38 protein-coding genes are annotated in these 24,699 nt (G+C 36.3%); 4 read left to right on the top strand and 34 right to left on the bottom strand.

Annotated features, from left to right (window positions below; genetic code table 11):
- Positions 1 to 7 precede the first annotated feature (7 nt).
- The 25 genes from secY to EHC72_RS15725 all read right to left on the bottom strand — a co-directional run bounded on the left by secY (position 8) and on the right by EHC72_RS15725 (position 13,992).
- The gene (secY, locus tag EHC72_RS15845; RefSeq protein ID WP_131538684.1) at positions 8 to 1,360 is read right to left on the bottom strand and encodes a preprotein translocase subunit SecY; all 1,353 of its coding nucleotides are present in this window, start codon (positions 1,358 to 1,360) and stop codon (positions 8 to 10) included.
- A 7-nt stretch (positions 1,361 to 1,367) separates the two neighbouring features.
- The gene (gene rplO, locus EHC72_RS15840) at positions 1,368 to 1,814 is read right to left on the bottom strand and encodes a 50S ribosomal protein L15 (RefSeq protein WP_131538683.1); all 447 of its coding nucleotides are present in this window, start codon (positions 1,812 to 1,814) and stop codon (positions 1,368 to 1,370) included.
- 100 nt (positions 1,815 to 1,914) lie between these two features.
- The gene (gene rpmD / locus EHC72_RS15835) at positions 1,915 to 2,094 is read right to left on the bottom strand and encodes a 50S ribosomal protein L30 (RefSeq protein WP_131538682.1); all 180 of its coding nucleotides are present in this window, start codon (positions 2,092 to 2,094) and stop codon (positions 1,915 to 1,917) included.
- Positions 2,095 to 2,098: 4 nt separating this feature from the next.
- Complete coding sequence (gene rpsE / locus EHC72_RS15830; protein ID WP_131538681.1) at positions 2,099 to 2,617, bottom strand: 30S ribosomal protein S5; 519 nt, start codon at positions 2,615 to 2,617, stop codon at positions 2,099 to 2,101.
- A gap of 17 nt (positions 2,618 to 2,634) precedes the next feature.
- Positions 2,635 to 2,988, bottom strand: a complete 354-nt coding sequence (gene rplR / locus EHC72_RS15825) for a 50S ribosomal protein L18 (protein WP_131538680.1) — start codon at positions 2,986 to 2,988, stop codon at positions 2,635 to 2,637.
- Positions 2,989 to 2,993: 5 nt separating this feature from the next.
- Positions 2,994 to 3,551, bottom strand: coding sequence for a 50S ribosomal protein L6 (gene rplF / locus EHC72_RS15820; protein WP_131538679.1), 558 nt, complete (start codon positions 3,549 to 3,551; stop codon positions 2,994 to 2,996).
- Between the two features lie 19 nt (positions 3,552 to 3,570).
- Positions 3,571 to 3,969, bottom strand: coding sequence for a 30S ribosomal protein S8 (rpsH, locus tag EHC72_RS15815; RefSeq protein WP_131538678.1), 399 nt, complete (start codon positions 3,967 to 3,969; stop codon positions 3,571 to 3,573).
- A gap of 151 nt (positions 3,970 to 4,120) precedes the next feature.
- Positions 4,121 to 4,390 (bottom strand): 30S ribosomal protein S14, encoded by a 270-nt coding sequence (rpsN, locus tag EHC72_RS15810; RefSeq protein WP_010599897.1) that lies wholly within the window; start codon positions 4,388 to 4,390, stop codon positions 4,121 to 4,123.
- Entirely contained in the window at positions 4,390 to 4,956 is a 567-nt protein-coding gene (rplE, locus tag EHC72_RS15805; protein WP_131538677.1) for a 50S ribosomal protein L5, read from the bottom strand. The genes rpsN and rplE overlap by 1 nt, the downstream gene beginning before the upstream one ends.
- Positions 4,953 to 5,294, bottom strand: a complete 342-nt coding sequence (gene rplX / locus EHC72_RS15800) for a 50S ribosomal protein L24 (RefSeq protein WP_131538676.1) — start codon at positions 5,292 to 5,294, stop codon at positions 4,953 to 4,955. Before rplX ends, rplE begins: the two co-directional genes overlap by 4 nt.
- Position 5,295: 1 nt before the next feature.
- Positions 5,296 to 5,664 (bottom strand): 50S ribosomal protein L14, encoded by a 369-nt coding sequence (rplN, locus tag EHC72_RS15795; RefSeq protein ID WP_010599900.1) that lies wholly within the window; start codon positions 5,662 to 5,664, stop codon positions 5,296 to 5,298.
- A 1-nt stretch (position 5,665) separates the two neighbouring features.
- Positions 5,666 to 5,920 carry a 30S ribosomal protein S17 gene (rpsQ, locus tag EHC72_RS15790; RefSeq protein ID WP_010599901.1) on the bottom strand — a complete coding sequence of 85 codons (255 nt, stop codon included), beginning with the start codon at positions 5,918 to 5,920 and terminating at the stop codon, positions 5,666 to 5,668.
- Positions 5,921 to 5,933: 13 nt separating this feature from the next.
- Positions 5,934 to 6,146, bottom strand: coding sequence for a 50S ribosomal protein L29 (rpmC, locus tag EHC72_RS15785; protein ID WP_131538675.1), 213 nt, complete (start codon positions 6,144 to 6,146; stop codon positions 5,934 to 5,936).
- A 74-nt stretch (positions 6,147 to 6,220) separates the two neighbouring features.
- Positions 6,221 to 6,643, bottom strand: coding sequence for a 50S ribosomal protein L16 (gene rplP / locus EHC72_RS15780; protein WP_010599903.1), 423 nt, complete (start codon positions 6,641 to 6,643; stop codon positions 6,221 to 6,223).
- A 43-nt stretch (positions 6,644 to 6,686) separates the two neighbouring features.
- Entirely contained in the window at positions 6,687 to 7,532 is an 846-nt protein-coding gene (gene rpsC / locus EHC72_RS15775; RefSeq protein ID WP_131538674.1) for a 30S ribosomal protein S3, read from the bottom strand.
- Between the two features lie 9 nt (positions 7,533 to 7,541).
- Positions 7,542 to 7,904 (bottom strand): 50S ribosomal protein L22, encoded by a 363-nt coding sequence (gene rplV / locus EHC72_RS15770; RefSeq protein ID WP_131538673.1) that lies wholly within the window; start codon positions 7,902 to 7,904, stop codon positions 7,542 to 7,544.
- A gap of 7 nt (positions 7,905 to 7,911) precedes the next feature.
- Entirely contained in the window at positions 7,912 to 8,178 is a 267-nt protein-coding gene (rpsS, locus tag EHC72_RS15765; RefSeq protein ID WP_131538672.1) for a 30S ribosomal protein S19, read from the bottom strand.
- Entirely contained in the window at positions 8,178 to 9,002 is an 825-nt protein-coding gene (gene rplB, locus EHC72_RS15760) for a 50S ribosomal protein L2 (RefSeq protein WP_131538671.1), read from the bottom strand. Before rplB ends, rpsS begins: the two co-directional genes overlap by 1 nt.
- Positions 9,003 to 9,022: 20 nt before the next feature.
- Positions 9,023 to 9,313 carry a 50S ribosomal protein L23 gene (rplW, locus tag EHC72_RS15755; RefSeq protein WP_131538670.1) on the bottom strand — a complete coding sequence of 97 codons (291 nt, stop codon included), beginning with the start codon at positions 9,311 to 9,313 and terminating at the stop codon, positions 9,023 to 9,025.
- A gap of 1 nt (position 9,314) precedes the next feature.
- Positions 9,315 to 9,944, bottom strand: coding sequence for a 50S ribosomal protein L4 (gene rplD, locus EHC72_RS15750; protein ID WP_131538669.1), 630 nt, complete (start codon positions 9,942 to 9,944; stop codon positions 9,315 to 9,317).
- 4 nt (positions 9,945 to 9,948) lie between these two features.
- Positions 9,949 to 10,566, bottom strand: coding sequence for a 50S ribosomal protein L3 (gene rplC / locus EHC72_RS15745; RefSeq protein ID WP_131538727.1), 618 nt, complete (start codon positions 10,564 to 10,566; stop codon positions 9,949 to 9,951).
- Between the two features lie 172 nt (positions 10,567 to 10,738).
- Positions 10,739 to 11,134, bottom strand: coding sequence for a DUF1634 domain-containing protein (locus tag EHC72_RS15740; protein ID WP_131538668.1), 396 nt, complete (start codon positions 11,132 to 11,134; stop codon positions 10,739 to 10,741).
- Entirely contained in the window at positions 11,134 to 11,970 is an 837-nt protein-coding gene (locus EHC72_RS15735) for a sulfite exporter TauE/SafE family protein (RefSeq protein ID WP_131538666.1), read from the bottom strand. Before EHC72_RS15735 ends, EHC72_RS15740 begins: the two co-directional genes overlap by 1 nt.
- 159 nt (positions 11,971 to 12,129) lie before the next feature.
- A complete protein-coding gene (locus EHC72_RS15730) occupies positions 12,130 to 12,723 on the bottom strand; it encodes a hypothetical protein (protein WP_131538664.1) in 594 nt (197 codons plus the stop codon).
- Between the two features lie 12 nt (positions 12,724 to 12,735).
- Complete coding sequence (locus EHC72_RS15725) at positions 12,736 to 13,992, bottom strand: prephenate dehydrogenase (RefSeq protein ID WP_131538661.1); 1,257 nt, start codon at positions 13,990 to 13,992, stop codon at positions 12,736 to 12,738.
- A gap of 172 nt (positions 13,993 to 14,164) precedes the next feature.
- Between EHC72_RS15725 and EHC72_RS15720 the strand changes: the two genes are divergently transcribed.
- Both EHC72_RS15720 and EHC72_RS15715 read left to right on the top strand, forming a co-directional pair.
- Positions 14,165 to 14,776, top strand: coding sequence for a hypothetical protein (locus EHC72_RS15720; RefSeq protein WP_131538659.1), 612 nt, complete (start codon positions 14,165 to 14,167; stop codon positions 14,774 to 14,776).
- A gap of 163 nt (positions 14,777 to 14,939) precedes the next feature.
- Positions 14,940 to 15,431: a hypothetical protein gene (locus tag EHC72_RS15715; RefSeq protein ID WP_131538658.1), complete on the top strand. Its 492-nt coding sequence runs from the start codon at positions 14,940 to 14,942 to the stop codon at positions 15,429 to 15,431.
- Positions 15,432 to 15,613: 182 nt separating this feature from the next.
- Here the strand turns inward: EHC72_RS15715 and EHC72_RS15710 are convergent, their stop codons facing one another.
- The 7 genes from EHC72_RS15710 to EHC72_RS15680 all read right to left on the bottom strand — a co-directional run bounded on the left by EHC72_RS15710 (position 15,614) and on the right by EHC72_RS15680 (position 22,875).
- Positions 15,614 to 16,957, bottom strand: coding sequence for a deoxyguanosinetriphosphate triphosphohydrolase (locus EHC72_RS15710; protein WP_131538656.1), 1,344 nt, complete (start codon positions 16,955 to 16,957; stop codon positions 15,614 to 15,616).
- Between the two features lie 121 nt (positions 16,958 to 17,078).
- The gene (locus tag EHC72_RS15705) at positions 17,079 to 17,681 is read right to left on the bottom strand and encodes a hypothetical protein (protein ID WP_131538654.1); all 603 of its coding nucleotides are present in this window, start codon (positions 17,679 to 17,681) and stop codon (positions 17,079 to 17,081) included.
- Positions 17,681 to 18,184 (bottom strand): RNA polymerase sigma factor, encoded by a 504-nt coding sequence (locus tag EHC72_RS15700; RefSeq protein ID WP_131538652.1) that lies wholly within the window; start codon positions 18,182 to 18,184, stop codon positions 17,681 to 17,683. The genes EHC72_RS15705 and EHC72_RS15700 overlap by 1 nt, the downstream gene beginning before the upstream one ends.
- Before the next feature lie 12 nt (positions 18,185 to 18,196).
- Positions 18,197 to 19,087, bottom strand: a complete 891-nt coding sequence (locus EHC72_RS15695; RefSeq protein ID WP_131538650.1) for an alpha/beta fold hydrolase — start codon at positions 19,085 to 19,087, stop codon at positions 18,197 to 18,199.
- An 82-nt stretch (positions 19,088 to 19,169) separates the two neighbouring features.
- Positions 19,170 to 19,400: a DUF4287 domain-containing protein gene (locus EHC72_RS15690; RefSeq protein WP_131538648.1), complete on the bottom strand. Its 231-nt coding sequence runs from the start codon at positions 19,398 to 19,400 to the stop codon at positions 19,170 to 19,172.
- A gap of 76 nt (positions 19,401 to 19,476) precedes the next feature.
- On the bottom strand, positions 19,477 to 20,247 hold the full coding sequence (locus EHC72_RS15685) for an SDR family NAD(P)-dependent oxidoreductase (protein WP_131538646.1): 771 nt from the start codon (positions 20,245 to 20,247) through the stop codon (positions 19,477 to 19,479).
- Between the two features lie 18 nt (positions 20,248 to 20,265).
- Positions 20,266 to 22,875 (bottom strand): MGH1-like glycoside hydrolase domain-containing protein, encoded by a 2,610-nt coding sequence (locus EHC72_RS15680; RefSeq protein ID WP_131538644.1) that lies wholly within the window; start codon positions 22,873 to 22,875, stop codon positions 20,266 to 20,268.
- 188 nt (positions 22,876 to 23,063) lie between these two features.
- On the opposite strand from EHC72_RS15680, the gene EHC72_RS15675 reads away from it, so the two are divergent.
- Together EHC72_RS15675 and EHC72_RS15670 are read left to right on the top strand one after the other, a co-directional pair.
- Positions 23,064 to 23,435 (top strand): hypothetical protein, encoded by a 372-nt coding sequence (locus EHC72_RS15675; RefSeq protein ID WP_131538642.1) that lies wholly within the window; start codon positions 23,064 to 23,066, stop codon positions 23,433 to 23,435.
- Between the two features lie 15 nt (positions 23,436 to 23,450).
- Complete coding sequence (locus tag EHC72_RS15670) at positions 23,451 to 23,645, top strand: YtxH domain-containing protein (RefSeq protein ID WP_131538640.1); 195 nt, start codon at positions 23,451 to 23,453, stop codon at positions 23,643 to 23,645.
- 298 nt (positions 23,646 to 23,943) lie between these two features.
- Here EHC72_RS15670 and EHC72_RS15665 read toward each other — a convergent pair whose 3' ends face one another.
- On the bottom strand, positions 23,944 to 24,189 hold the full coding sequence (locus EHC72_RS15665) for a hypothetical protein (RefSeq protein ID WP_131538638.1): 246 nt from the start codon (positions 24,187 to 24,189) through the stop codon (positions 23,944 to 23,946).
- Between the two features lie 110 nt (positions 24,190 to 24,299).
- Positions 24,300 to 24,605 (bottom strand): 30S ribosomal protein S10, encoded by a 306-nt coding sequence (gene rpsJ / locus EHC72_RS15660; RefSeq protein WP_008244591.1) that lies wholly within the window; start codon positions 24,603 to 24,605, stop codon positions 24,300 to 24,302.
- Positions 24,606 to 24,699 lie beyond the last annotated feature (94 nt).

The raw sequence follows: 24,699 nt of genomic DNA, 5'->3' as shown, positions 1-24,699 counted from the left end.
TTCAGAACTACAACGCTGCATTGCTGCTGGCTGCAGGAACACCTGTTCTGCCAGTAACTCTACCCGTTTTCATTAAACCATCATAGTGACGCATTAATAGATAACTTTCAATTTGCTGTAAAGTATCTAAAACAACGCCTACTAAAATTAATAATGATGTACCACCAAAGAAGTGTGCAAATTCTTGTTTAATTCCAAACTTTACTGCTAAAGATGGTAAAATAGCTATGATTGCTAAAAATACTGCACCTGGAAAAGTGATTTTAGAAATTACATCATCAATAAAACTTGATGTTGCAAAACCTGGCTTAATGCCTGGGATAAAACCACCATTTTTCTTCATATCATCACTCATTTGAGTTGGGTTAACCGTAATGGCTGTATAGAAGAAAGTGAATGCAATAATTAAAAATGCGAATGTTAAGCTATAAGCCAATGAAGTTGTATTGCTAAACTGGATTAACCATGATCCTTGTAATGAAGGAGCAAACGACATCAAAGCGCCTGGAATAAACATTAATGCTTGTGCAAAAATAATTGGCATAACACCTGCAGCATTTACTTTTAATGGAATGTACTGACGTACACCACCAAACTGACGGTTACCAACAATCTTTTTTGCATACTGCACAGGTACTTTACGTACACCCTGAACAATTAAAATAGTAAACATCACTACCGCAAACAATGCCACAATTTCTAAAACTAATGCAACTGGGCCACCACCTTCACTTGAAGATCCAACACGTGCACTAAATTCTTGACTGATAGCTAATGGTAAGCGGGCGATAATACCAACCATAATAATTAGTGAAGTACCATTGCCAATACCTTTATCTGTAATTTTTTCACCTAACCACATTACGAATAAGGTACCTGCAGTTAATACAGTTACTGATAAAACGTAGAATAAGGTAATAGACGAAATTAAAACAGCTCCAGGATGTGGATCTATGATTTGGGTTTTCACATAACCAATGGATTGAACGACAGTAATCGCTACGGTTAGGTAGCGGGTAATCTGGTTCATTTTCTTTCTACCACTTTCGCCTTCTTTCTGCATCTTTTGGAATGAAGGAACAGCAATACCTAATAACTGCACCACGATGGAAGCAGAGATATAAGGCATTACGCCCAATGCCAAAATTGACACACGAGAGAAAGATCCTCCGGCAAACATATCGAGTAAGCCTAAGATACCTGACTTTTCGTTTTCGCCAAGAGCAGTTGGATCAACACCTGGTAAAACCACGTGAGATACGAAACGGTATACCAAAAGAATTAAGAGCGTAAACAATATACGCTCTTTTAATTCTTGAATTTTCCAGATATTACTTAAAGTAGTAAATAGCTTCTTCATTTAATAATTACAATTTTACAATTGAACCACCTGCTGCTTCAATAGCTTTTTGTGCGGTTGCAGAAAACGCATGTGCTGTAACTTCTAATTTTGCTTTAACTTCACCACGACCTAATACTTTTACTAAGTCATTTTTTGAAGCTAAACCGTGCTCTTGCAAAGTTGCAAAATCGATAGTTGTTAAGCTGAATTTCTCAGCTAAGTTTTGCAAAACATCTAAGTTTACACCAACATACTCGGTACGGTTAATTGGTTTGAAACCAACTTTAGGTACACGACGTTGTAAAGGCATTTGACCACCTTCGAAACCGATTTTAGTTGAGTGACCAGAACGTGAACCAGCACCTTTGTGACCACGAGTTGAAGTACCACCACGGCCTGAACCTGTACCACGACCAATTCTCTTACTGTTTTTTGTAGAACCTTTTGCAGGTTTTAAATTACTTAAATTCATTTTTTTGAATTTGTGTTGCCCTTCGCTTTCACTAAACAGGTACAACGATTAATAATAAAAATTTGTATCCGTTACAATAACGGATACAAACTTAAAAAAATTATATAGCTTCTACTGCTACCAAATGGTTTACTTTTCTAACCATTCCGATAATTTGCGGAGTAGCCTCTACCTCAACACTTTGGTTCATTTTAGATAAACCCAAAGCTTGAACGGTTCTTTTTTGGCGCTCGCTTCTGTCGATAACGCTTTTTACTTGTGTTATTTTGATCTTAGCCATAATATTATCCGTTAAATACTTTGTTTAAATCTACACCACGAGTTTGAGCTACTGTATAAGCATCACGCATTTTAGTTAATGCATCAACAGTTGCTTTTACCACGTTGTGTGGGTTAGATGATCCTTTAGATTTTGCAAGTACGTTATGAATACCAGCACTTTCTAAAACAGCACGCATTGCACCACCTGCAATTACACCTGTACCTACTGCAGCTGGTTTGATTAAAACAAAACCACCTGAGAATTTACCGATTTGCTCGTGAGGAACAGTACCGTTTAAAACTGGAACTTTTACTAAGTTCTTTTTAGCATCATCCACACCTTTTGCAATTGCTTCAGTTACCTCTTTCGCTTTACCTAAACCGTAACCTACAACACCGTTCTCATCACCTACAACAACAATTGCTGAAAAGCTGAAAGTACGGCCACCTTTAGTTACTTTGGCAACACGTTGTATACTAACCAAACGATCCTTTAATTCGATATCGGTGGTTTTTACTCTTTTTATATTGATAGTTGACATCTTACTTTTTCTTCAGATTAAAATACTAAACCAGCTTCGCGGGCACCCTCTGCCAACGATTTGATACGACCATGGTATAAGTAGCCATTTCTATCGAAAACAACTTCTTTTACACCTGCAGCGATTGCTTTCTCGGCAACTAATTTACCTACAGCTACTGATTGTTCGCTTTTATTTCCTGTGCCAGAAAAATCTTTAGATAAAGATGATGCTGATACAATTGTTGTACCGGTTACATCGTTAATTATCTGAGCATAAATACCTTTATTGCTTCTATATACAGATAACCTTGGACGTTCCTCAGAACCGGTAAGTCTTTTTCTGATCCCTTTTTTTATACGATCTCTTCTTGATAATTTTTTACCTGCCATGATTACTATTTTTTAGATGCTGATTTACCTGCTTTTCTTCTTAACACTTCACCTACAAACTTGATACCTTTACCTTTATATGGCTCTGGTGCACGTAACGAACGGATTTTCGCAGCTACCTGACCAATCAATTGTTTGTCAATACTTTCTAAAATAATTTTAGGAGTTTGACCTTTTTCTGATGTAGTAGTTACTTTAATCTCTTCTGGTAATTGAAATACATAGTGGTGAGAATAACCTAAAACTAGATCTAGTGTATTACCTTGGTTTGTAGCACGGTAACCAACACCTACTAATTCTTGTTGTAATTTATAACCTTCTGTAACACCAATAACCATATTGTTAAGCAATGAACGGTATAAACCATGTAATGCTTTGTGTTTCTTTTGTTCTGAAGGACGGTTTACTGTTAAAATTCCGTCTTCCTGACTTACAGTGATATCTGAATCTACTGCTTGTGTTAATTCACCTTTAGGGCCTTTTACACTTACTACGTTATCTTTTGATACAGTAATTGTAACACCTGCAGGGATTGTAATTGGGGCTTTTCCTATTCTTGACATTGTGCTGTTCTCCTAATTATTAATAAACGTGACACAATACCTCACCACCAATATTTAATTTGGCTGCTTCTTTATCAGTCATTACACCTTTAGAAGTAGATAAGATTGCGATACCTAAACCGTTTAATACTCTTGGCATATTTTCAACGCCTGCATAGTTTCTCAAACCTGGTTTACTTACTCGCACTAATGTACGAATAGCAGGAATTTTAGTTATTGGATTGTACTTCAAAGCAATTTTAATTGTGCCTTGAGCAGTAGTGTCCTCAAATTTATAATTCGCGATGTAACCTTTGTCAAAAAGTACTTTAGTAATTTCCTTTTTAAGGTTTGATGCAGGAATTTCTACAACTCTGTGGTTGGCCTTAATGGCATTCCTTACTCTTGTTAAATAATCTGCTATTGGATCTGTATTCATTTTTTATTGTTTTTGATAGTGGTTTCCTGTCACCACCCGGCGATGGGACCTGCTATCGGTTAAAATTCTTTTTTTAAGCAAAAAGCTTAAAGACTAAAGCCTAAAGCGGGTTTATTCGCTTTAGACTTTAAGCTTTCAGCTCTAAGCTATATTACCAAGATGCTTTTTTAACACCTGGTATTTTACCGTCTAATGCCATTTGGCGGAATGTTACCCTTGAAATACCAAAGGTACGCATATATCCACGTGGACGGCCAGTTAATTTACAACGGTTGTGTAAACGTACTGGAGAAGAGTTTTTAGGTAATTTATCTAAACCTTCAAAATCTCCTGCTGCTTTTAAAGCTGCACGTTTTTCAGCGTATCTAGCTACCAATTTTTGGCGCTTAACTTCGCGTGCTTTTACACCTTCTTTTGCCATTATTCTGCTGTTTTTTGATTTTTAAATGGTAATCCGAATTGTTTCAATAACTCTAAAGCCTCTACATCAGATTTGGCCGAAGTTACGAAAGTTATATCCATACCTAAAATTTTATTGATTTTATCGATATTAATCTCAGGGAAGATGATTTGTTCAGTAACACCTAAAGTGTAGTTACCTTTTCCATCAAAACCTTTATCATTAATACCTTTGAAATCACGAATACGTGGCAAAGCTACAGAGATCAAACGATCTAAGAACTCATACATATTGTTATCGCGTAAAGTAACACGTACACCAACAGGCATACCTTTACGTAACTTAAAGTTAGAGATATCTTTTTTAGATTTTGCTCCTACCGCTTGCTGACCAGTAATAGTTGTCAATTCAACGATAGAAGTATCCATAATCTTCTTATCTGTTACAGAAAAGCGACCAACACCCTGATTGATACAGATTTTTTCCAATTTAGGAACCTGCATTACAGTTTTGTACTGGAATTTTTCTTTTAATGCATTTACAACTTCTTCTTTGTATTTGCTTTTTAATCTAGGTGTAGCCATTATTTAATCTCCTCTCCTGAAATTTTAGCAACTCTAACTAATTTACCATCAGCATTTAGTTTACGACCAACGCGGGTAGCTTTACCAGATTTTGGATCAACCAACATCAAGTTAGAAATGTGAAGAGCAGCCTCTTTTTTAATAATACCACCGTTTGGATTTGCAGCATTTGGTTTAGTATGTTTAGATACTAAGTTAATGCCTTCTACAATGGCTCTGTTTTTATCTATTTGTACTGAAAGTACTTTTCCTTGTTGACCTTTTGAATCGCCAGCAATTACTTTAACTAAATCTCCTGTGCGGATTTTTAATTTTGATGGTGTATTTACTTTGTTTCCCATTTTATAATACCTCCGGTGCTAATGATACAATCTTCATGAATTGTTTTTCACGCAACTCTCTCGCAACCGGGCCAAAGATACGTGTACCACGTGGCTCATCCTGTGCGTTTAATAATACTGCTGCATTATCGTCAAAACGAATATAAGAACCATCTTTACGACGGATTTCTTTTTTAGTTCTAACAACTACTGCTTTAGAAACCGTACCTTTTTTGATATTACCTGAAGGTAATGCGCTTTTTACGGTAACAACTACTTTATCTCCAATTGAAGCATAACGTTTACCTGTACCACCTAGTACACGAATAACTAATACTTCTTTTGCGCCGCTATTATCAGCAACGTTTAATCTTGATTCCTGTTGTACCATCTTATTTAGCCCTCTCTAAAATTTGTACTAATCTCCAGTTCTTATTTTTACTCAAAGGACGAGTTTCCATAATTAATACAGTATCACCGATACCACATTCGTTTTTCTCGTCGTGAGCCATAAATTTGGTAGTTTTCTTAACGAACTTACCATAAATCGGGTGCTTTACTTTACGCTCAACGCTCACTACAACAGATTTATCCATCTTGTTGCTCACCACCAACCCGGTTCTTGTTTTTCTTAATTGTCTTTCCATTTCGACTCTCAAATTATTTAGTTTCAGTAGCTGACTCAGCGTTTTTCACTTTAGTCAGTTCAGTATTTAAACGGGCTATATCTTTCCTTACTTTTGCAATGCGTGAAGGATTTTCGATAGCTGAAATAGTGTGAGCGAACTTCAATTTTGATAAGTTCTCTTTTTCTTCCGTAATCTTAGCTAGTAATTCTTCTTTTGAAAGCCCTGTGATTTCTGAATTTTTCATTTTTATTTTTCTTTTACGTTTAAGTGTAGCGGTTATAAAAAACAAGTATTTACAACATTCATCTTAAATCTTTACTATGCTTCTACGTAATCTCTACGTACTACAAATTTTGTTTGGATTGGTAATTTTTGTGCTGCTAAACGTAATGCTTCTTTAGCAACTTCTAAAGGCACACCTTCAGCTTCGAAAATTACACGTCCTGGTCTTACTACTGCAACCCAGTACTCAGGAGCACCTTTACCTTTACCCATACGTACTTCAGCAGGTTTTTTAGTTACCGGTTTATCCGGGAAAATCCTGATCCATACCTGGCCTTCACGTTTCATGAAACGAGTTACGGCAATACGGGCAGCCTCTATCTGGCGACTTGTGATCCAAGTGGCTTCTAAAGATTTGATACCAAAAGATCCGAATGCTAATTCAGCTCCACGTGAAGCTAAACCTTTCATTCTGCCTTTTTGCATCTTCCTGAACTTCGTTCTTTTTGGCTGTAACATTTTATTTTGTTCTAATCGTTAAACGATGTTGTTAATAAATCAATTATTTACGAGGACCTCTGTTAGCGCCTGCGCCTCCACCTCTGTTTGCACCACCTTGGCCTGGACCACGACCACCGCCTTGGTTTCCACCACGTCTGTCGTTACCACCGCCACGGTTATCTCTTCCACCACCTCTGTTATCTCTTCCACCGAATGCTGGTTTATCTGATTGGCCTTTTGGACCGTTGTTTGCTGCACCAATGTTTGGAGACAAATCACGTTTTCCATAAACCTCACCTTTACAGATCCATACTTTAACACCGATTTTACCATAAGTAGTTAAAGCTTCAGCTAAAGCATAATCAATATCAGCACGGAATGTATGCAAAGGCACTCTTCCTTCTTTGTACTGCTCGGTACGTGCCATCTCAGCACCACCTAAACGACCAGAAGTCATGATTTTAATACCTTCAGCACCCATACGCATTGTTGATGCGATAGAAGATTTCATTGCTCTACGGAATGAGATCCTTGCTTCTAATTGTTTTGCAACACCTTCTGCAACTAATTGTGCATCAAGCTCAGGGCGTTTAATTTCAAAGATGTTAATTTGAATTTCCTTTTTAGTTAATTTCTTTAACTCTTCTTTGATTTTATCAACCTCTGCACCTGCTTTACCGATTACAATACCTGGACGAGCTGTGTGGATAGTTACAGTGATACGTTTTAACGTACGTTCGATAACTACTTTTGAAACACCGCCTTTTGCAATACGGGCAGAAAGGTATTTTCTTATTTTCTCATCTTCAACTAATTTATCGGAGTAGTTGTTGCCACCGAACCAGTTAGAATCCCATCCTTTGATGATACCTAACCTGTTACCTATTGGATTTGCTTTTTGTCCCATTTCCTAAAATTAGTTTTGAGTTGTTTCTGTATTTTTACTATCTACAATCAGCGTTACGTGGTTAGAACGTTTACGAATTCTATATCCACGGCCTTGAGGTGCAGGACGTAAGCGTTTAAGCTGACGGCCTCCATCAACCATAATTGTTTTCACAAATAGTTGACTTTCTTCAGGGCGGGCACCTTCATTTTTAGCTTCCCAGTTTTTAATTGCAGATAATAATAATTTTTGAACTCTTATTGCTGCTTCTTTATTGGTAAACTTTAAAATGCTTAATGCTTTTTCTACACGTTCACCTCTGATAAGATCTACAACCAAACGCATCTTACGCGGTGAGGTTGGACAATTGTTTAATTTTGCTATTGCTTCCATTGTCTAATTATTTTTTCTTTTCAGCGTGTCCTCTGAATGTTCTGGTTGGAGCAAATTCTCCCAACTTGTGACCAACCATGTTTTCTGTTACGTACACAGGGATAAATTTATTTCCGTTGTGTACTGCAAATGTATGACCTACGAAATCCGGAGAAATCATTGATCTGCGAGACCAAGTTTTGATTACAGTTTTTTTACCTGCATCATTCATAGAGTTTACTTTTTTCTCTACATTATGGTCAATATAAGGTCCTTTTTTTATCGAACGAGCCATTATTTCTTCCTTCTCTCTATGATGTAACGATTAGAATATTTCTTAAGTTCTCTGGTTTTGTAGCCTTTAGCTAAAATACCATTTCTTGAACGTGGGTGACCACCTGATGATCTACCTTCACCACCACCCATTGGGTGATCTACTGGGTTCATCGCTACCGGTCTAGTTCTCGGACGACGGCCCAACCAACGTTTACGACCAGCTTTACCTAATACTTCGTTTGCGTGATCTGAGTTAGATACAGCACCGATAGTAGCAAGACAAGTAGTCAAGATTAAACGGGTTTCGCCTGAAGGCATTTTCAAAGTAGCGTATTTACCATCGCGGGCAGCTAATTGTGCGTAAGCACCTGCACTACGAGCTAATTGCGCTCCTTTTCCAGGATGGATCTCAACATTATGAATGATGGAACCTAATGGAATGTTTGATAATTTTAAAGTGTTACCTACTTCTGGAGCTGCTGTATCGCCCGAAACTAATTTCGAACCTACTTGCAATCCTTCAGGAGCAATAATGTAACGCTTCTCGCCATCTGCATAAACTAATAATGCGATGCGGGCAGTACGGTTTGGATCGTATTCAACAGTAGCTACTGTTGCAGGAATATCAAACTTATCACGTTTGAAATCGATCAAACGGTAAGATTTTTTGTGACCACCACCCATGTAGCGCATAGTCATCTTTCCTGTATTGTTACGTCCACCAGACTTTTTTGATGATACAACCAATGATTTTTCGGGCTTGGTTGCTGTAATCTCCGTAAAGCTGGCCCCTACTCTAAAGCGGGTTCCCGGAGTAACTGGTTTAAATTTTCTTAAGCCCATAGTTATAATTAATAATTAAATTAAAGATTTGCGTAATAATCTATTGTTTCTCCGTCTTTCAACGTTACGATTGCTTTTTTGTATTTAGGGCTACGGCCTGATACAAAACCTGCTTTAGTGTAACGTGATTTAGCTTTTCCATCAACAACCATTGTGTTAACTGCAACGATAGTAACACCGTACAATTTTTCAATAGCTGCTTTAATTTGGATTTTGTTAGCCTTGTGGTTAACGCTAAAAGTGAAACGGTTAGATTTCTCAGTTAAAGCTGAAGCTTTTTCGGTTAATATTGGTTTTTTTAAAATTTCCATATTACTTGGCAAACGCCTCCTCCAAAGTTTTAACAGAATCTGCAGTTAACACAAGTACACCAGCGTTTAATACATCATAAGTATTTAAATCTGCTGCAGTAATTACTTTAGTTTTCTGAACGTTTCTGCTTGATAAATAGATATTATTATTTTGTGCAGGTAAAACCAACAAAGTTTTTTCGTTACCTACGTTTAACGCAGCGATTAAATTTGTAAAGTTTTTAGTTTTAATTGTATCGAAGTTAAAATCTTCTAAAACTACCACGTTGTTATCTTTTGCTTTATAAGCTAAAGCTGATTTACGTGCTAATGATTTTAATTTCTTGTTCAATTTAAAACTGTAATCACGTGGCTGAGGACCGAAAACACGACCACCACCATTGAATAATGGAGATTTAATGCTACCGGCACGGGCACCACCTGTACCTTTTTGTTTGTATAGTTTGCGAGTTGAACCAGCAATCTCATTACGTTGTTTAGATTTGTGAGTACCTTGACGTTGGTTAGCCAAATACTGTTTTACATCTAAATAAATCGCGTGGTCGTTAGGCTCGATACCAAATACCGATTCAGGAAGTTGCACCTTGGCACCTGTTTCTTTACCTGAAATGTTTAATACTTTAACTTCCATCTGATTACTTGTCTAAGATTACGTAAGAACCTTTAGCTCCTGGAATGGAACCACTAACTACTAATAAGTTTTGCTCAGCATAAACTTTCAAAACTTGTAAGTTTTGAACTTTTACTCTGTCTCCACCTGTTCTTCCAGCCATGCGCATTCCTTTGAATACACGTGAAGGGAATGATGATGCTCCCAATGAACCTGGGGCACGTAAACGGTTATGCTGACCGTGAGTCTGCATACCAACACCGGCAAATCCGTGGCGTTTTACAACACCTTGAAAACCTTTACCTTTTGAGGTACCTACAACATCAACAAAATCGCCTTCTGCGAATGCGTCAACAGTTACTACATCACCTAAGTTAAGTGAAGTTGTAAATGAGTCAAATTCTACCAGCTTGCGTTTTGGAGTTGTGTTTGCTTTCGCGAAATGGCCTTTTAACGGTTGAGTTGTGTTTTTCTCTTTTTTCTCATCGTATCCTAATTGAATAGATGAATACCCGTCTTTTTCTTCGGTCTTCACTTGTGTAACTACACAAGGCCCAGCCTCGATTACAGTACATGGAATATTACGTCCGTCTGCATCGAAGATACTGGTCATTCCTACTTTTTTTCCAATAATTCCTGACATTTTATCTTTTAATTTTAACACCCATCGAAGCAGTAGGGCTTCGTTCAAGGTGGTTGTGCATCCCCCGAAAGGGACGGCAAAGATAGACAAGAATTATTAATTTTCAAATAGTTAGCCAAATATTTTTTCAAATAAATTGCTGATAGATGGGTACTTAGCTTAAAAAGGATTGTTAATGTGCTAAACCACCATTTAAACTGATGGTTATGATGGCTAATATGATTAAACCAATGAGTACATAAAGGTAATCTCGTTCTATTAAAAAGCTAAATAATGCAAAAACGATACGTGCAATTGGTGTAAAGATTAGCATAAGTATGCCGAATTGCACAATTGCATCGCCGTGAAATGTTAAAACTCCTTTGAAAATTGCTGCAATTGTAGAGAAATTTGAAAGCTCTGGCTTAAAAACTTTATAATCGGTTATAGCTCCCTTATTATGGATTAAATAAATTACGCCGCCAACCAGCACAATGCTCATAGAAATGATTACACCGGCTCGTAAAAGTGTGCCTAGTATAAGCTGAATATCTTTATCGTTTAAGTTTTCTTTCTTTTCTGTACTCATTACATTGCGCCGCTTAAACCTTTATAAATCATTTGAATGGCCAGAAAAATTACAACAACTGCAAAAACAACTTTCAATTTATCTGTTTTAGTTTTAACCAAAATTTTAGAGCCTATTGTTGCTCCAGTTAAAACACCGATGCAAACTGGCATGGCTATACCTGGATCTATCTGCCCACGGTGCAGGTAAACAATTGCACTTGCTGCCGCGGTAACGCCCATCATAAAATTACTGGTTGTGGTTGATACCTTAAATGGCAACCGCATAATGTTATCCATTGCAATTACTTTTAGTGCACCGCTTCCAATACCTAACAGCCCTGAAAGTGTACCTGCAAAAAGCATCATAAAAAAACCACCTGGTACATTTTTAACTGCATAGGTATGTTCTGTTCCTTTATCGGGGTATGAACCATTTAGTTTAAAAAATCTTGCCCATTTATCGGTATCGTCTTGTGTGGTATGATCTACCTTTTTCTTCAATGTCATAATTGCTGAAAAAATTAAGATACATCCGAAGATAACTGCTATATAATCTGGATTTAAGTAAACGGCAACAATAGCACCACAAACGGCACCTACGGTTGTTGCAATTTCAAGAAACATGCCTATCCTTATATTGGTTATCCCTTCTTTTACATAAGCGGCAGCGGAGCCTGATGATGTTGCAATAACGGAGATGATGGATGCTCCAATAGCATAATGAATATCTACACCTAGGGCTAAAGTAAGTAATGGAATAATAATTACACCACCGCCCAAGCCTGTTAACGAGCCTAATAAACCTGCCACAAAGGCTCCAATTAAAACAATAAGGGTAAACAGCAATACCGACATGGCGGCAAATATAAAGTACTTATTTTGGCTAAACGAAGGATTAAACCAATAAAATAAAGTCTATATATTAAGGGGATAAAATAGAATTTTGAATAATTGATCTTTGTGGTAGATCATCTAGTATGCGAAAGTTAGGTAATCAATAAAAATTAAAACCTTCTATACTTTATGATGTAATTTACTTTCTTTGGTAAGATCTATGTCTTTAAAAGATTCTAATAATTCGTAGGCAATCTGCCTAATGGTGCCAGGAATCGGATTTATTTTAATTTCTTTTTCCCCTTTAATTTTCCATCCTGAGGTATCCATCTTCTCCAAGTCGCTAGCATTAGTAGAGACTAATTTTATAATTTTGGCTCTTGTATAAGGAATCCCAAGAGAATCAACCACTATCTTTTTATTTTGCCACCAGTTATCCTGAGAAACAGGTTTTAATGCTACATGCTCTAACTTTGGATAATAATTCCAACCTAATTCTATCTTGTGTTCTAATTTTAACAGACCAAGATAATTGATTAAACTTTTTGGATTATAAGTATCTGCACTGCAGTAAACAGGCAAATGCGTTAACTTTAGTTGGCTTAATAATGATTTTGAATTTTCATTGTTATGAAAAACCTTAACAATTGCTTTTGCCATATCATGAATGGCATCTACCTTTCCTGAATCATATAAAACGCAAAGGGCCTCTATCTCATTTAATTCTACTTTCAGCAGCGAAATTAGCTCAGGCTTTTCTAGCTTTATTTTCATAAATAACTCAGCCTATTTCCCTAATCTTCTTATCATTTCGGCACTTAAATCTCGGCCATCATTTAAGCGGTTGGCGAAAAACGATTTTGCGGCTTCAAAGTGTTCCTTATACCCTTTCAAATCACCATAACCAATAATTGATGCCCATTCGTGTACTGCTGTATGAAATTCTAAATCATCACCGCGGATTGATTTATCGTATAAAGCGGTATGAATTGATTCTTCGAGCATTTCTTCATTTTTAAAAAGATACTCTGCAATGCCCAAACGCAATTTAAAAGGTGGTGTTTGGCAAATTAAATTGTCGTAAGGATTTACCCCCATTTTATACCAGGCATAAACCATACTCAACAAACTAAGGTGCGTATTTGGTTTCTGTTTGTGCGAGGCATCAGAAAGGCTAAATTCTTTCATAATGTTATCATCAAGCAACAACAACTGGCGACTTTCGTGAAACACGAAATCTCGGGCGGCATATATCTTTTCTCTAAATTCGGTTTCATTCTCACAAATCATCAGTTTATACAATTCAGATTCTGCCTGCGCATAATATTTAACCTGCTTTTGTGCATATGGATTTAAAATAGCCAAACCGGCATAGATGTGAGATTTATAGCTAAAAATACGGAGTGTTGTTAAAATTTTAACGTTATCAATCCCTCCGGCGTAAGCGGGATTATCCCAAGGGAAAAAACCTGCATTTTTCCAGGCAGAACCCATACTTTCAAAACCCATGTGGGTAACTGCTTGTGTATCGGCAACAATCCTATCGTGCTCTTTATAATCGTCCATTTCAATAATATTCGATTTTAAAGATTGATAGATTTTTAATGCTCTGGCATAAACTTCATCTGTAGCACGATGACGAACCACAACTAGGGTTTGCCCTTCGGGGCTAAAAGCCGGGCCATGTAAGGAGTGGCAAGTTACAATCTGAGTATCTGCGGGCAAATGTTTTTCAAAGGCTGCAATTTCAGGATGTTTAACGGACGTTTGTCCGGCTACGATAGCTCCATACTTGGTAGAGCGGGCAAATGTTGAAACTACTTCATCAATTTTTTCTGCTTCTACACAGTAAATGATGAAATCTGATTTTCGGGCTACTTCATGGCCATCTATTAATACCTCTACTCCTTTTGATTCCAGTTCGTTTTTTAAATCGGCAAAACGTAAAGGCATATCTGCACCACAAACCTGGTAACCTGCTTTTACAAATGATAAAGCATAGAGCTTACCCATATCGCCTAACCCAATAATTCCTATTTGCATGAAACAAATGTACTCTATCGCAAATAATTTTATAATAAAACTTAGATAAAATTGTTATTTTAAACATGAGGTAGAAAAACTTTTTATGATTTGAAGGCAAATCAATACGAGATTTGATTAGCCAAGAACTTATAAAAATGTAGTTTTACGATTTAACACCTATATTTAAACTATGCAAAAATTTAAACACATCCTTTATTGTTTAGTGGCATTACTTATGCTTAACAGCACGTTTGCCCAAGCCCAACAGGATACAACTAAAAACGCAGATCCATCCTTAAACGGGCAGTACCAGTTCATGTTATCAAAATCGAAAAGCCTGTATGGGGCTAGGTTGATTAATCCATCGAGGTTATCATCCGTGTGGAAAAGCGTAACTGATACTTTAAAAAAAGAACGTAAACAGTTGGTAGAGGCCAAACAGGAAATTAAAAGCCAGGCGACAACTATTGCAGGTTTAAAAGGTGAGGTTACAGGTAAAGAGAGTTCGCTTGCGGGCGCCAATGCGATGGTTAATGAAATTAAATTTTTAGGCATTTCATTTACCAAGGGTACTTATAACATTATTGTTTGGTCTATAATTGCAGTTTTAGCTATTGCATTGTTTATTGTAATTGCTCGTTCTACTAAAAACATATTGGAAGCTAAACATAGAACTCAGCTTTACGAGGAGATAAATACCGAATATCAAAATTATAAGGCTAAAGCGAACGAGAAAGAGCGTAAGCTTGCCCGTGAGTTGCAGGATGAGCGCAATAAATGGGATGAAGCTAAAGGCCGCTAAACCATAATTGGAGTTTGCAGGGCTAACCGGATTCATTTTATATTCCTTTTTTTGGAAATTAATGTCCGAAGTACTTCGGTAACGGTTTGCCCTGCTTTCCGCTTTATTCCGATAGAAAAAATCGGGGATGCCGCTCCAATACAGGTTTATATACAAAGAATGCTTGATATTAGCAGGTAGCTCTATCCTTTTAGTTAACAGTTTAAGGTTTGCAGTTGATAGTTTAAAACTTGCAGTTGACAGTTTTAGGTTTGCACTTGACAGTTTAGGGTTTGCACTTGACAGTTTAGAACTTGCAGTAGACAGTTTGAGGTTTGCAGTTGACAGTTTAGAACTTGCAATTGACAGTTTAGGTTTAGCAATTGACAGTTTAGAACTTGCAGTATACAGTTTAGGTTTAGTAATTGACAGTTTTAAACTTTCTGTAAACAGTATTGGTCTCGTAATTAAACGCTTTAAACTTTTAGTAGATAGTTTTAGGTTTGCAGTTGATGGTATTGAAATCGTAATTAATAATTTTAAGCCTTCAGTAGATAGTTTTATAATTGTAGTAGGTAGTTTTAGATTGGCAGTAGACAGTTTAGAACTTGCAGTACACAGTTTGAGGTTTGCAGTTGGGTGTGTATATCACCAACCGTATATAATCACATCCTAAAACGTTACTTAGATCACATTTAGATGGTGCAGTGATAATACCCAACCACAGGTAAAAATTACAGGTACTCCAAGCTTTAGCATGCGGTAGCTTAGCTTTTCTTCTGTTGTAAATACTTAGCCTTAAATGTTCTTGAATCTCTTATATGGCTAAAAAAAATACCATCGTCAGAATATCCTACCTTACGTTTCTGAAGGAAAAGAAATTCCCTTAATATTTCGATATAAATCAACAGCGTATAAATCTGTCATACCCGATACAAAATCCAATACACTTTGTGTTCTTGAGTAAATATCAGTTAAATCTGTATGGTATTGTTTTGGAATAAGTTTAACAAGCTTTTTATAGTAGTGGGTATTGTTATTAATTAATGCTGGTACAAATTCTTCGAGCAAGCCAGCCATAATTTTATAACCTGCAACTTCTTTCTGGATTACCGATGAGAAATTATAAATACGTTCTACTGAAACTTTTTCAACAGCTTTCCATGCAGAAAGGTAAGGCTCGGGAATTAAATCCGTCAAGCTTTGGTTTAAATCGCCTCTTAACAAACTTTCCTGTTCTCTATAAAAAATTTCGGCACAGGTTACTGTTAGGGTATTTATAGCTTTTGCACGCAGCAAACCTATTTTAGCATCATCATCTTCGTAATCGTTTTTAAGCCTATTTTCTATTGTTTTTGAATTGGCAAAAGGCAACAAATACCCTTTTACTTCCTCATAAGAAAGAATTTTTAAACGATGGGCGTCTTCCAAATCAATTATACTATAGCAAATATCATCTGCAGCCTCTACCAAATACACTAACGGATGGCGCTTATAAATTAGGTGTTCACCTTCTTCTTTTTCAAGCTTAAGTTCTGCAGCAATTTTTTTAAATGTTTCTTCTTCAGATTGAAAAAAGCCATATTTTTTTCTGTGCAGCATTCCTTTTTGTTTGCCAGCGATAGATGCGCAAGGGTATTTTGCTATTGAGGCTAAAGTAGAATAGGTTAAGGCGTAGGCATCATTCCCTTTACCTTTTAGCGGATGTGTTAAAATGCGGATGGCATTGGCATTTCCCTCAAAATTAATTAAATCGTGCCATTGCGATTCGGACATTTCCTTTTGATAAACCTTTCCATCACCATCTGTAAAATATCTTGAAATGGCGGCTTCACCAGAATGCCCAAAGGCAGGGTTACCTAAATCATGAGCCAATGCAGCTGCAGCCACAATGTTTCCAACTTCATTAATTAAAGGCACTTCTTTAATTAGCTGTGGGTTTTTCTCCTCAACAGTGTTTAAAAAAATATTAGCCATAGAGCGGGCTACACTCGCTACCTCCAAACTATGCGTTAGGCGGTTGTGTACAAATACACTCCCCGGCAGCGGGAAAACCTGAGTTTTATTTTGCAAACGGCGAAAGGGTGAAGAAAATATTAATCGGTCATAGTCACGCTGAAAATCAGAACGTGCCCTATCCGTGCTGGCGCCATACTGTTCTTGTCCGTACCTTTTATTTGATAGTAAATATTTCCACTCCATGCGCTCAATTAATTTTGGGCGAAGTTAATGATTCAGGGCTTCAATAAAAAGATTCGTTTTTAAAACCTTTCTATTTTAGGCTTCTTCCCCATATTAACAGAAATGGTTATCGCTTAATTTTCTACCCGTTATTTAATCCTTGCCTTATACTTTCCAAATCGGCAATTAATTCATTTATTTCTATCAGTTGTTTTTTCTGCTTTCTTAATCTATTCCACCAGGTAATTCCAAACATGTACAAGGTAGTAATGGCTAAGGCAGTATACCTAAAGGTTGGGGTTCCTTTTAAAGTAATTTCCAAAATGTACATTACCATTGCCAGCCACAGCAGTACAATGTAAAACCAAGTGTATTTTGTAATTACATCTTTTTGCCATTTGAGCATTTTAATTTGTTGTTGAATATATTTCTGACTAGAATCATCGATATTTCTCTTTTTAAAGGAATAGCTTCTCCAGCTGATTACTAAAAACACAATCATTAATGTATAAACGGTGGCAATACTAATTTTAAAGGGTAAGCCATATTCTGCCTTGAAAGAAAAATATACCCAACCAATTACTATCATTGCGGCTAAAAAGCCCAGGCTCATGCAAATATTAACCTTAAAAAGCTTCTGCTGATTTTTTTGCCATCTATCTTTTTGGGCATTGAGTACTTTATTATCCATGTTGACTTGCACGGGTTGTGCCTGCCAGCTTTTTTGAATGTCGTCGAAATTCATTATTTTTTTAATTGCATAAGTTTAAGCAACTGTGCTTTAATCCGATTAATTTTTACGCCCACCTGGTTAACGTTTGTTCCAGTTATTTCGGCAATATCTTTATAACTTCTATTCTCTAGTACTAAGGATATGATGAGTCTGTTTTCTGCTTCGAGCTTACTAATGCAATACCTTAAATGATCTAACTGCATTTCTTGTTCAAGCTTTTGCGGCATGGTATCTTCATAAGGAAATTGAATTTGATCGGGCAGGGATTCATAATTGAATTTTTTATTTTTCAAATTGTAGGTAATTGCGGTGTTAACTGCCACCCGATAAATCCAGGTGCTTACCTTAGCCTTGCCCTTAAAATTGTGCATGCTTTTCCATATTTGGAATAAAATTTCCTGATAAAGATCATTTGCATGTGAAACATCATAAAGATAAGCCCTGCAAATTCTGTAAATACTTGCGTGGTTACTTTTAACCAACTCATTAAATTCTTCTTCCTGCTTATCTGGCATTTTATAAATGAATTAATTTGCTTTAATAAAGGCATCAATTTCACTAAAAAACCACTGAGGAGCATCGTACATAATAAAATGTTTAGATGATGGTGTTACATCAACCACACAGGTTTTGCAAGCTTGATATTGTTGTTTATAGGCCGATAAAACATAATCTTTAGTAAAACCTGGGTATTGTGCGGTGGGTGCAAATGCTGCCATAACTAAAACAGGTACTTTAATAGTGGCAATATTTTGGCGCATATCGTTACCCAACATTTCGTACATACTGTAAGCAACGGTTTTACGATCGGAGTTTACTCCCCAGGTTGCAATCCTATCCCACTTTGTGGAATCGGCACATAAAAACTTTGCTGTATTTAGCTGGCTTGCCTTAAATGCAGCGTTATCCATTTTTTCAAATTCAGCAAAAGCCTTTTTAGCTTCCTCCTCATTAAAACCGTTTTTAGCGTTTGGATTAGTCATACCTGCAAAAAATGGAAGGGCATCAACAATAATAACTTTTTGCAGGTGCTCCTGTAATTCTATAGCAATACGCAACGATAAAAAGCCGCCAATTGAGTGACCAACCAAAATAACGTTATTCAACTTTTTATCCTTTATATATTGGATAATTGCATCCTTATAGGCATCTAAATAGGGTGTTTTTGCAATTGGAACTTGCCCTGCATAGCCAGCAAGTGTAAATACGTAACATTGATAATTTTTGCTGTATTTGCTTACGGTTTCATCCCAAACGGCACCGCTACAAGTTAAACCTGGTATAAATAACATGGGTTGCCCTTTGCCTGTTACTTTAACATCAAAAGTTTTTGTACCAACAGTTTGAGCAAAAACATTGCTAACTATTAGTAGTGTGGCAATAAGGATTACAGGAATTATTAAAATTTTCTTTTTCATCTTTTTATTATTTACTTCTTAGTAAGTCTTTATTAAAGTTTCTTACAGTTTTAAGTAAATTATTTTTTTAGATGATCAGATTTTATTGGCTGTCTTCGTTTTTAATTCCTTTAAGCAAGGCATAAATCGCCATTGCATGACCATGACCGAGGTCATAATCAGCCTTTAGCCAACTTACCACATCACCTGCTTTTATGTTGGCCTTAAGAATATCATTTTCTGTAAAGCTTTTTTCTGCGGCTTTAACTTTAAAATCTGCAGCGGTAAGTCCTGTTTTTTCCTTAATGGTTTTTAAATACCCTTGAAATGACATAGATAGATGATTTTATAATCGAATATAATCAATTTATAAAACCTTAGGGTTGCTGAAACGAGTTTAATAGCCTTTTTTATTGTTCTTCATAATGATAGGTTAGGCCGCCATCAACAAAATAAGTAGAGCCGGTTACATATTTGGCATCATCTGATGCTAAGAAAGCAACCACTGCTGCAACATCTTCTGGGGCGCCCAACTTTTTCATCGGTATATTTTTAAGCACATTATTTAATTGTTCTTTGTTATCCATTAGTGCTTTATTAATTGGAGTGGCAATTGCGCCTGGTGCAACATTATTTATTCGAATATTAAATGGAGCAAGTTCTGTAGCTAAATTTCTTGTCAGCATTTTTAAACCGCCTTTACTTGCACAGTAAGCAGCAAAATGCGGAAAGATAATTTCTTCGTGCACCGAACTCATATTAACAACTGTACCTGGGTTTTTACTATCCATACAATATTTAGCAAATGCCTGAATTCCAAAAAAAAGTCCCTTTAAATTGGTATCCATTACCAAATCATACTCTTGTTCGGTTACTTCCCAAAAGTTATGGTTCTTTTCTACACCTGCATTATTTACCAAAATATCCAATTTTCCATAAACCTTAATGGCATCGTTTACCAGGTTAATTACATTTTGTGTTTGGCTAATATCTGCAACAAGAAAAGTTGCCTTTCTGCCCATATCATTAATTTGGGCTATTAGCTTTTCTCCACGATCATCCAACGTACGTCCGTTTAAAATTATATCAGCACCCTCGCTTGCCATTCTTAAAGCGCATGCTGCACCAATGCCTTGACTGCTTCCGGTAACTAAAGCAACTTTATTTTTAAATCTTTCCATTGTTATTTTTTATTCGTTTTATAAAAGGGCTATTAATGCTGTCCAACCGGTTTGATGGCTAGCACCAAGCCCTTTGCCGTTATCACCGTTAAAATATTCGTAGTACAAAAGATAATCCTTAAAATGTTCATCGTGGTTTAATTTAGGATAACCTCCAAACACCGCACGTTCACCTTTTTCATTTTTAAGGAATAAATTTTTCATCCGTTTGCTTAGTAAGGCTGCAATTTCTGCCAATGAGAAATATTCATTGGAGCCTGTTGGATATTCTACCCTAAAATCATCTGTATAATATTCGTGAAAGTGCTTTAAGGCATCAACCAGTAAATAGTTTAATGGCATCCAAATTGGACCACGCCAGTTACTATTGCCACCGAACATGCCTGTATCACTTTCTGCGGGAATATATTTTACTGAATAATCACTTCCATTTAACCAATAACTATAGGGTTGTGTTTCATAAACTTTAGAAACTGATCTAATGCCATAGTCTGAAAGGAATTCAGTGGTATCAAGCATTCTTCGTAAAAGCATTTTCATTCTGTGGCCTCGTAAAAGCGAGAACAAATGTTTATCATTTCCACTGGTATCTTCCCAATGGCTTACCAGCTGCACCAAATCTGGCCGTTGAAACATAAAAGCTTCTAATCGGCTTCTAAGTTTTGGCAAGTCTTTCCAATCTTTATCACTAAAAACAATTACAGCAAACATTGGAATTAATCCAACCAGGGTACGAAGGCGCAATCTATCCCAATCTCCATCGGGTTTACGTAATAAATCATAGTAAAAACCATCGTGATCATCCCATAAGCCTACGTGATGATCGCCCATGTTATCAATAGATCCTGCGATGAATAAAAAGTGCTCGGCAAATTTTATCGCCATATCTTCGTATAACGAATTGTTTAGAGCAAGCTCTATACTTATTTGGAGCATATTTAAAGCATACATAGCCATCCAGCTGGTACCATCTGCTTGTTCTAAAAAACCACCACCTGGTACAGGTTCACTCCTGTTAAATACCCCAATATTATCAAGTCCTAAAAAGCCACCTTCAAAAATGTTGTTGCCCTCGCTATCCTTTTGGTTTACCCACCAAGTAAAGTTGAGGAGTAAACGCTGAAATACTTCTTCTAAAAATTTTAAATCACCCGTTCCTTTTGCTTTTTTATCAACCAGATATACTTTATAAGAGGCCAATGCGTGCACCGGTGGATTTGCATCTGTAAAATCCCACTCATAGGCAGGTAATTGACCGTTGGGATGGATATAGTTATTATTTAGCAATAATCTTAACTGCTGCTTTGCAAAATCTGGATCAATAGGTGCAAGGGCAATGCAATGAAAAGCAAGATCCCAGGCGGCAAACCAGGGGTACTCCCATTTATCGGGCATCAGAATAATATCATTTGCCATAAAATGACTCCAATGGTAATTTCTTCCACATAATCTTTCATCGGCTGGTTTGGGCAAACCTGCGTCGCCTTTTAGCCATGCATTTACATCATAATTGTAATATTGCTTATTCCATAAAATACCTGCCCATGCTTGGCGCTGAAGCATTTTTTCTTCATCATTACTATCTTCTGCATGCTTACTGGCGTAAAACTCATTGGCCTCTTGCTTACGATCTTCAAAAATCTGATCGTAATCTTCAAAGGGGTCTTTTAACTTTTTATCTGTTAGCCTTAACTTTATGCATATGCTTTGCTTCGCAGGAACCAGCCTTGTGTAGTGCACGGCTACCTTAGTTCCTGTTTTTGCAGGGTTTATTGCCGTTTTATTTCCATTTACTAAATAATCATTAATCCCATCCTTTACAAAATCTGAAACATTAGCCGATTGATATAAACGCTCGTTATTGGTTTCATTATCGGTAAATAAAAATTCAGGATCACCATCTGCATAGCAATATAATTTACCTAGCTTTTCTGATGCTAAGAGTAGTTTATCTTGTGCTATACTACTAATTACGGGTTTTATTGCGCCACCATTCCAGCTCCAGTTATTACGATACCAAAGTTGTGGCAAAACATGAAGTTGGGCATCTTCATTACTTCTATTAAAAATGGTGTAGTTAATCAGTAAATCATCTACATCATTTTTAGCATAATTGATAAAAACATCAAAGTACTTGTCTTCATCAAATATTCCGGTATCCATCAATTCAAATTCAGGCTCCAGTCTTGATCTTTTTGCATTTTCATCTACAAGTTGCGAATAAGGAAAAGCCGTTTGTGGATATTTATACAACATTTGCATGTAATTATGCGTGGGTGTATTATCCAGATAATAATAAAGTTCTTTTACATCCTCACCGTGGTTACCCTGGCCATTATTTAATCCAAAAAGGCGTTCTTTTAAAATATCATCCTTACCATTCCATAAAGCCAAGCCCAAACAAAGCAATTGCTGATCGTCACTTAAGCCCGCTAATCCTTCCTCACCCCATCTAAATGCCTTGCTCCTTGCCATATCGTGAGTAGTAAAATCCCAGGCATCACCACCAGGACTATAATCTTCTCTAACAGTACCCCACTGACGATCGGTAAGGTATGGACCCCATTTAAGCCATGCTTTTTGACTGGCATACTGCTGATTAATACGATTTTGTTCGGCTTTACTCATATAAAATTTATTAATCGTGCTTTTGCTAAAACTATACCAATTATTAATTGCCATTAAGTTTATTAATAACAAGTTAAATATCAGCCATTAAAATGAATATATTCTGAATCTTAAGTCACGAAATCAATAATAAATTGCAAACCTTTTGGTTTTAAAAACGTTGTTTAAGTGAAATTAAATTTACTGCCATGAAAACAAGCATATATAATAAAGCAGAGCATATTGAAGGTTACATAGGTGATAAAGACAAACAGGTTGAAAAAACAGATGTACAAAAAGCTTATGAAAACGGCAATAATACCAATGAAGTAACCAGCTACGGAAAAGAGCCCATTGCTGAAAAGAACTTGAAACATAAAGAGGATAAAATTACGGCCAGAGATGGTTTTGATAATACAGGTACTCAGGGTGCTGATTCTTTAAGTGATGATGCTTACAATAGTGTAGATAAACATCCTAGTGTGGAAAGTGCATCTAGCCATACGGGCAGTTCATCAGAAGATTTTAAAAAACCAACGCATCAAAGAAGTGAGGATGATGCTTTAAATACTGGAATTTAACTAAAAATAAAAATTATGAGCTTATTAAAATATGCCTTGTTAGGCGCCGCTGCAGTTTACGGTTTTAAATATGCAACAAAGAAAAGACCGGAAGATGGTAAATCAATGGTTGATGATTTTAAAGAAACCCTTCCTTCTATTTTTGACAAGGCAAAAGCATATGGTGAAAAAATAAAGCAGGATTATCAACAAACATCCGGGATGTATTAATACATTTCTAATTGTTATAGAATTGACATTTATCAAATATTTTATTTTGATTTAATTGTATAATTGGCTTAAGTTTTCCAATTTTACATCGTAATTAAGATTCGCGACGACCTGGTTAAAACCCAATCATTATAACTAAAACTTATTAAGGACCTAACCCGTTTCTTAGTCAACACATTACAGTTGTCGAATCTTAAAATTGATTTTCATCTACCAGAGAAGTCATTATGTAAATATAAAGGGATTACCCGGCGTTGTAATTCCTTTATATTTTTTACAACTCAATATTAGAAAGATTTTATTTTACACCGTTTTTTTGGTTTACACTGCCTTTAGGGTTATCGGTATCATTTTTATCTGATCCATTTTCTTCACGATGTTTGGGTGGATGTTCCATCCGACTTTCTTCAAGTTCAGAAAAATCACCATCTTTTTGATTTGCAACTTCGCCATGCGATGATGGCTTTTGCTGCTGTTCTGTTTTCGGATCAGCAAAATCCTGCCCCTTTACAACTTCTTCTTCTGTTAAATTTTGCTTTTTCATATTTGTTGTCGTTTAGTAGTCAACAGTAGAACGATGGTTTTTGTTTAGCAAATTAAGTGCATAAAAAAAGTCCCGATTTGCATCGGGACTTTTTTGTTCGTTTAAATCAATTAAACTTTGATTTCAACTTCAACACCGCTAGGTAATTCAAGTTTCATTAAAGCATCAACTGTTTTAGAGTTAGAGCTATAAATATCTAATAAGCGTTTGTAAGCGCATAATTGAAATTGCTCTCTAGCTTTTTTGTTTACGTGTGGAGAACGTAAAACAGTAAAGATTTTTTTCTCTGTAGGAAGTGGAATTGGACCACTTACAACTGCACCCGTAGGTTTAACAGTTTTCACGATTTTTTCAGCAGATTTATCTACTAAGTTGTAATCGTAAGATTTTAACTTAATTCTGATTCTTTGGCTCATTTTCTATTTTAATTATGATCTCTGTTAGAGCTATTAATAACAAAGACCGGATTTATCTTTAACAAGGTGGATGGTTTAGGGTGTAAGGCTCAGG

It is taken from the genome of Pedobacter nototheniae (assembly GCF_004335085.1).
Lineage (GTDB): Bacteria > Bacteroidota > Bacteroidia > Sphingobacteriales > Sphingobacteriaceae > Pedobacter > Pedobacter nototheniae.
The sequence above is the reverse complement of the archived record's forward strand: the minus strand, read 5'-3'. Positions and strand labels throughout refer to the sequence as shown.

Excerpts from the sequence above, each read along its gene's own strand:
- EHC72_RS15700 (WP_131538652.1), bottom strand. The coding sequence starts at position 18,184 with ATGCCAGATAAGCAGGAAGAAGAATTTAATGAGTTGGTTAAAAGTAAC.
- rplC (WP_131538727.1), bottom strand. The coding sequence starts at position 10,566 with ATGTCAGGAATTATTGGAAAAAAAGTAGGAATGACCAGTATCTTCGAT.
- secY (WP_131538684.1), bottom strand. The coding sequence starts at position 1,360 with ATGAAGAAGCTATTTACTACTTTAAGTAATATCTGGAAAATTCAAGAA.
- EHC72_RS15705 (WP_131538654.1), bottom strand. The coding sequence starts at position 17,681 with ATGAATTTCGACGACATTCAAAAAAGCTGGCAGGCACAACCCGTGCAA.
- EHC72_RS15740 (WP_131538668.1), bottom strand. The coding sequence starts at position 11,134 with ATGAGTACAGAAAAGAAAGAAAACTTAAACGATAAAGATATTCAGCTT.
- EHC72_RS15720 (WP_131538659.1), top strand. The coding sequence starts at position 14,165 with ATGCAAAAATTTAAACACATCCTTTATTGTTTAGTGGCATTACTTATG.
- rplO (WP_131538683.1), bottom strand. The coding sequence starts at position 1,814 with ATGAATTTAAGTAATTTAAAACCTGCAAAAGGTTCTACAAAAAACAGT.
- EHC72_RS15665 (WP_131538638.1), bottom strand. The coding sequence starts at position 24,189 with ATGAAAAAGCAAAATTTAACAGAAGAAGAAGTTGTAAAGGGGCAGGAT.
- rplF (WP_131538679.1), bottom strand. The coding sequence starts at position 3,551 with ATGTCAAGAATAGGAAAAGCCCCAATTACAATCCCTGCAGGTGTTACA.
- rplX (WP_131538676.1), bottom strand. The coding sequence starts at position 5,294 with ATGGGAAACAAAGTAAATACACCATCAAAATTAAAAATCCGCACAGGA.
- rpsJ (WP_008244591.1), bottom strand. The coding sequence starts at position 24,605 with ATGAGCCAAAGAATCAGAATTAAGTTAAAATCTTACGATTACAACTTA.
- rpmC (WP_131538675.1), bottom strand. The coding sequence starts at position 6,146 with ATGAAAAATTCAGAAATCACAGGGCTTTCAAAAGAAGAATTACTAGCT.
- EHC72_RS15710 (WP_131538656.1), bottom strand. The coding sequence starts at position 16,957 with ATGGAGTGGAAATATTTACTATCAAATAAAAGGTACGGACAAGAACAG.
- EHC72_RS15680 (WP_131538644.1), bottom strand. The coding sequence starts at position 22,875 with ATGAGTAAAGCCGAACAAAATCGTATTAATCAGCAGTATGCCAGTCAA.
- EHC72_RS15725 (WP_131538661.1), bottom strand. The coding sequence starts at position 13,992 with ATGCAAATAGGAATTATTGGGTTAGGCGATATGGGTAAGCTCTATGCT.
- rplR (WP_131538680.1), bottom strand. The coding sequence starts at position 2,988 with ATGGCAGGTAAAAAATTATCAAGAAGAGATCGTATAAAAAAAGGGATC.
- EHC72_RS15675 (WP_131538642.1), top strand. The coding sequence starts at position 23,064 with ATGAAAACAAGCATATATAATAAAGCAGAGCATATTGAAGGTTACATA.
- rplN (WP_010599900.1), bottom strand. The coding sequence starts at position 5,664 with ATGGTACAACAGGAATCAAGATTAAACGTTGCTGATAATAGCGGCGCA.
- rpsN (WP_010599897.1), bottom strand. The coding sequence starts at position 4,390 with ATGGCAAAAGAAGGTGTAAAAGCACGCGAAGTTAAGCGCCAAAAATTG.
- EHC72_RS15685 (WP_131538646.1), bottom strand. The coding sequence starts at position 20,247 with ATGGAAAGATTTAAAAATAAAGTTGCTTTAGTTACCGGAAGCAGTCAA.
- rplW (WP_131538670.1), bottom strand. The coding sequence starts at position 9,313 with ATGGAAATTTTAAAAAAACCAATATTAACCGAAAAAGCTTCAGCTTTA.
- rplP (WP_010599903.1), bottom strand. The coding sequence starts at position 6,643 with ATGTTACAGCCAAAAAGAACGAAGTTCAGGAAGATGCAAAAAGGCAGA.
- rplD (WP_131538669.1), bottom strand. The coding sequence starts at position 9,944 with ATGGAAGTTAAAGTATTAAACATTTCAGGTAAAGAAACAGGTGCCAAG.
- EHC72_RS15730 (WP_131538664.1), bottom strand. The coding sequence starts at position 12,723 with ATGAAAATAAAGCTAGAAAAGCCTGAGCTAATTTCGCTGCTGAAAGTA.
- EHC72_RS15695 (WP_131538650.1), bottom strand. The coding sequence starts at position 19,087 with ATGAAAAAGAAAATTTTAATAATTCCTGTAATCCTTATTGCCACACTA.
- rpsC (WP_131538674.1), bottom strand. The coding sequence starts at position 7,532 with ATGGGACAAAAAGCAAATCCAATAGGTAACAGGTTAGGTATCATCAAA.
- EHC72_RS15690 (WP_131538648.1), bottom strand. The coding sequence starts at position 19,400 with ATGTCATTTCAAGGGTATTTAAAAACCATTAAGGAAAAAACAGGACTT.
- rpsH (WP_131538678.1), bottom strand. The coding sequence starts at position 3,969 with ATGAATACAGATCCAATAGCAGATTATTTAACAAGAGTAAGGAATGCC.
- rpsE (WP_131538681.1), bottom strand. The coding sequence starts at position 2,617 with ATGTCAACTATCAATATAAAAAGAGTAAAAACCACCGATATCGAATTA.
- rpsQ (WP_010599901.1), bottom strand. The coding sequence starts at position 5,920 with ATGGAAAGACAATTAAGAAAAACAAGAACCGGGTTGGTGGTGAGCAAC.
- rplV (WP_131538673.1), bottom strand. The coding sequence starts at position 7,904 with ATGGAAGCAATAGCAAAATTAAACAATTGTCCAACCTCACCGCGTAAG.
- rplB (WP_131538671.1), bottom strand. The coding sequence starts at position 9,002 with ATGGGCTTAAGAAAATTTAAACCAGTTACTCCGGGAACCCGCTTTAGA.
- EHC72_RS15670 (WP_131538640.1), top strand. The coding sequence starts at position 23,451 with ATGAGCTTATTAAAATATGCCTTGTTAGGCGCCGCTGCAGTTTACGGT.
- rpsS (WP_131538672.1), bottom strand. The coding sequence starts at position 8,178 with ATGGCTCGTTCGATAAAAAAAGGACCTTATATTGACCATAATGTAGAG.
- EHC72_RS15735 (WP_131538666.1), bottom strand. The coding sequence starts at position 11,970 with ATGTCGGTATTGCTGTTTACCCTTATTGTTTTAATTGGAGCCTTTGTG.
- rpmD (WP_131538682.1), bottom strand. The coding sequence starts at position 2,094 with ATGGCTAAGATCAAAATAACACAAGTAAAAAGCGTTATCGACAGAAGC.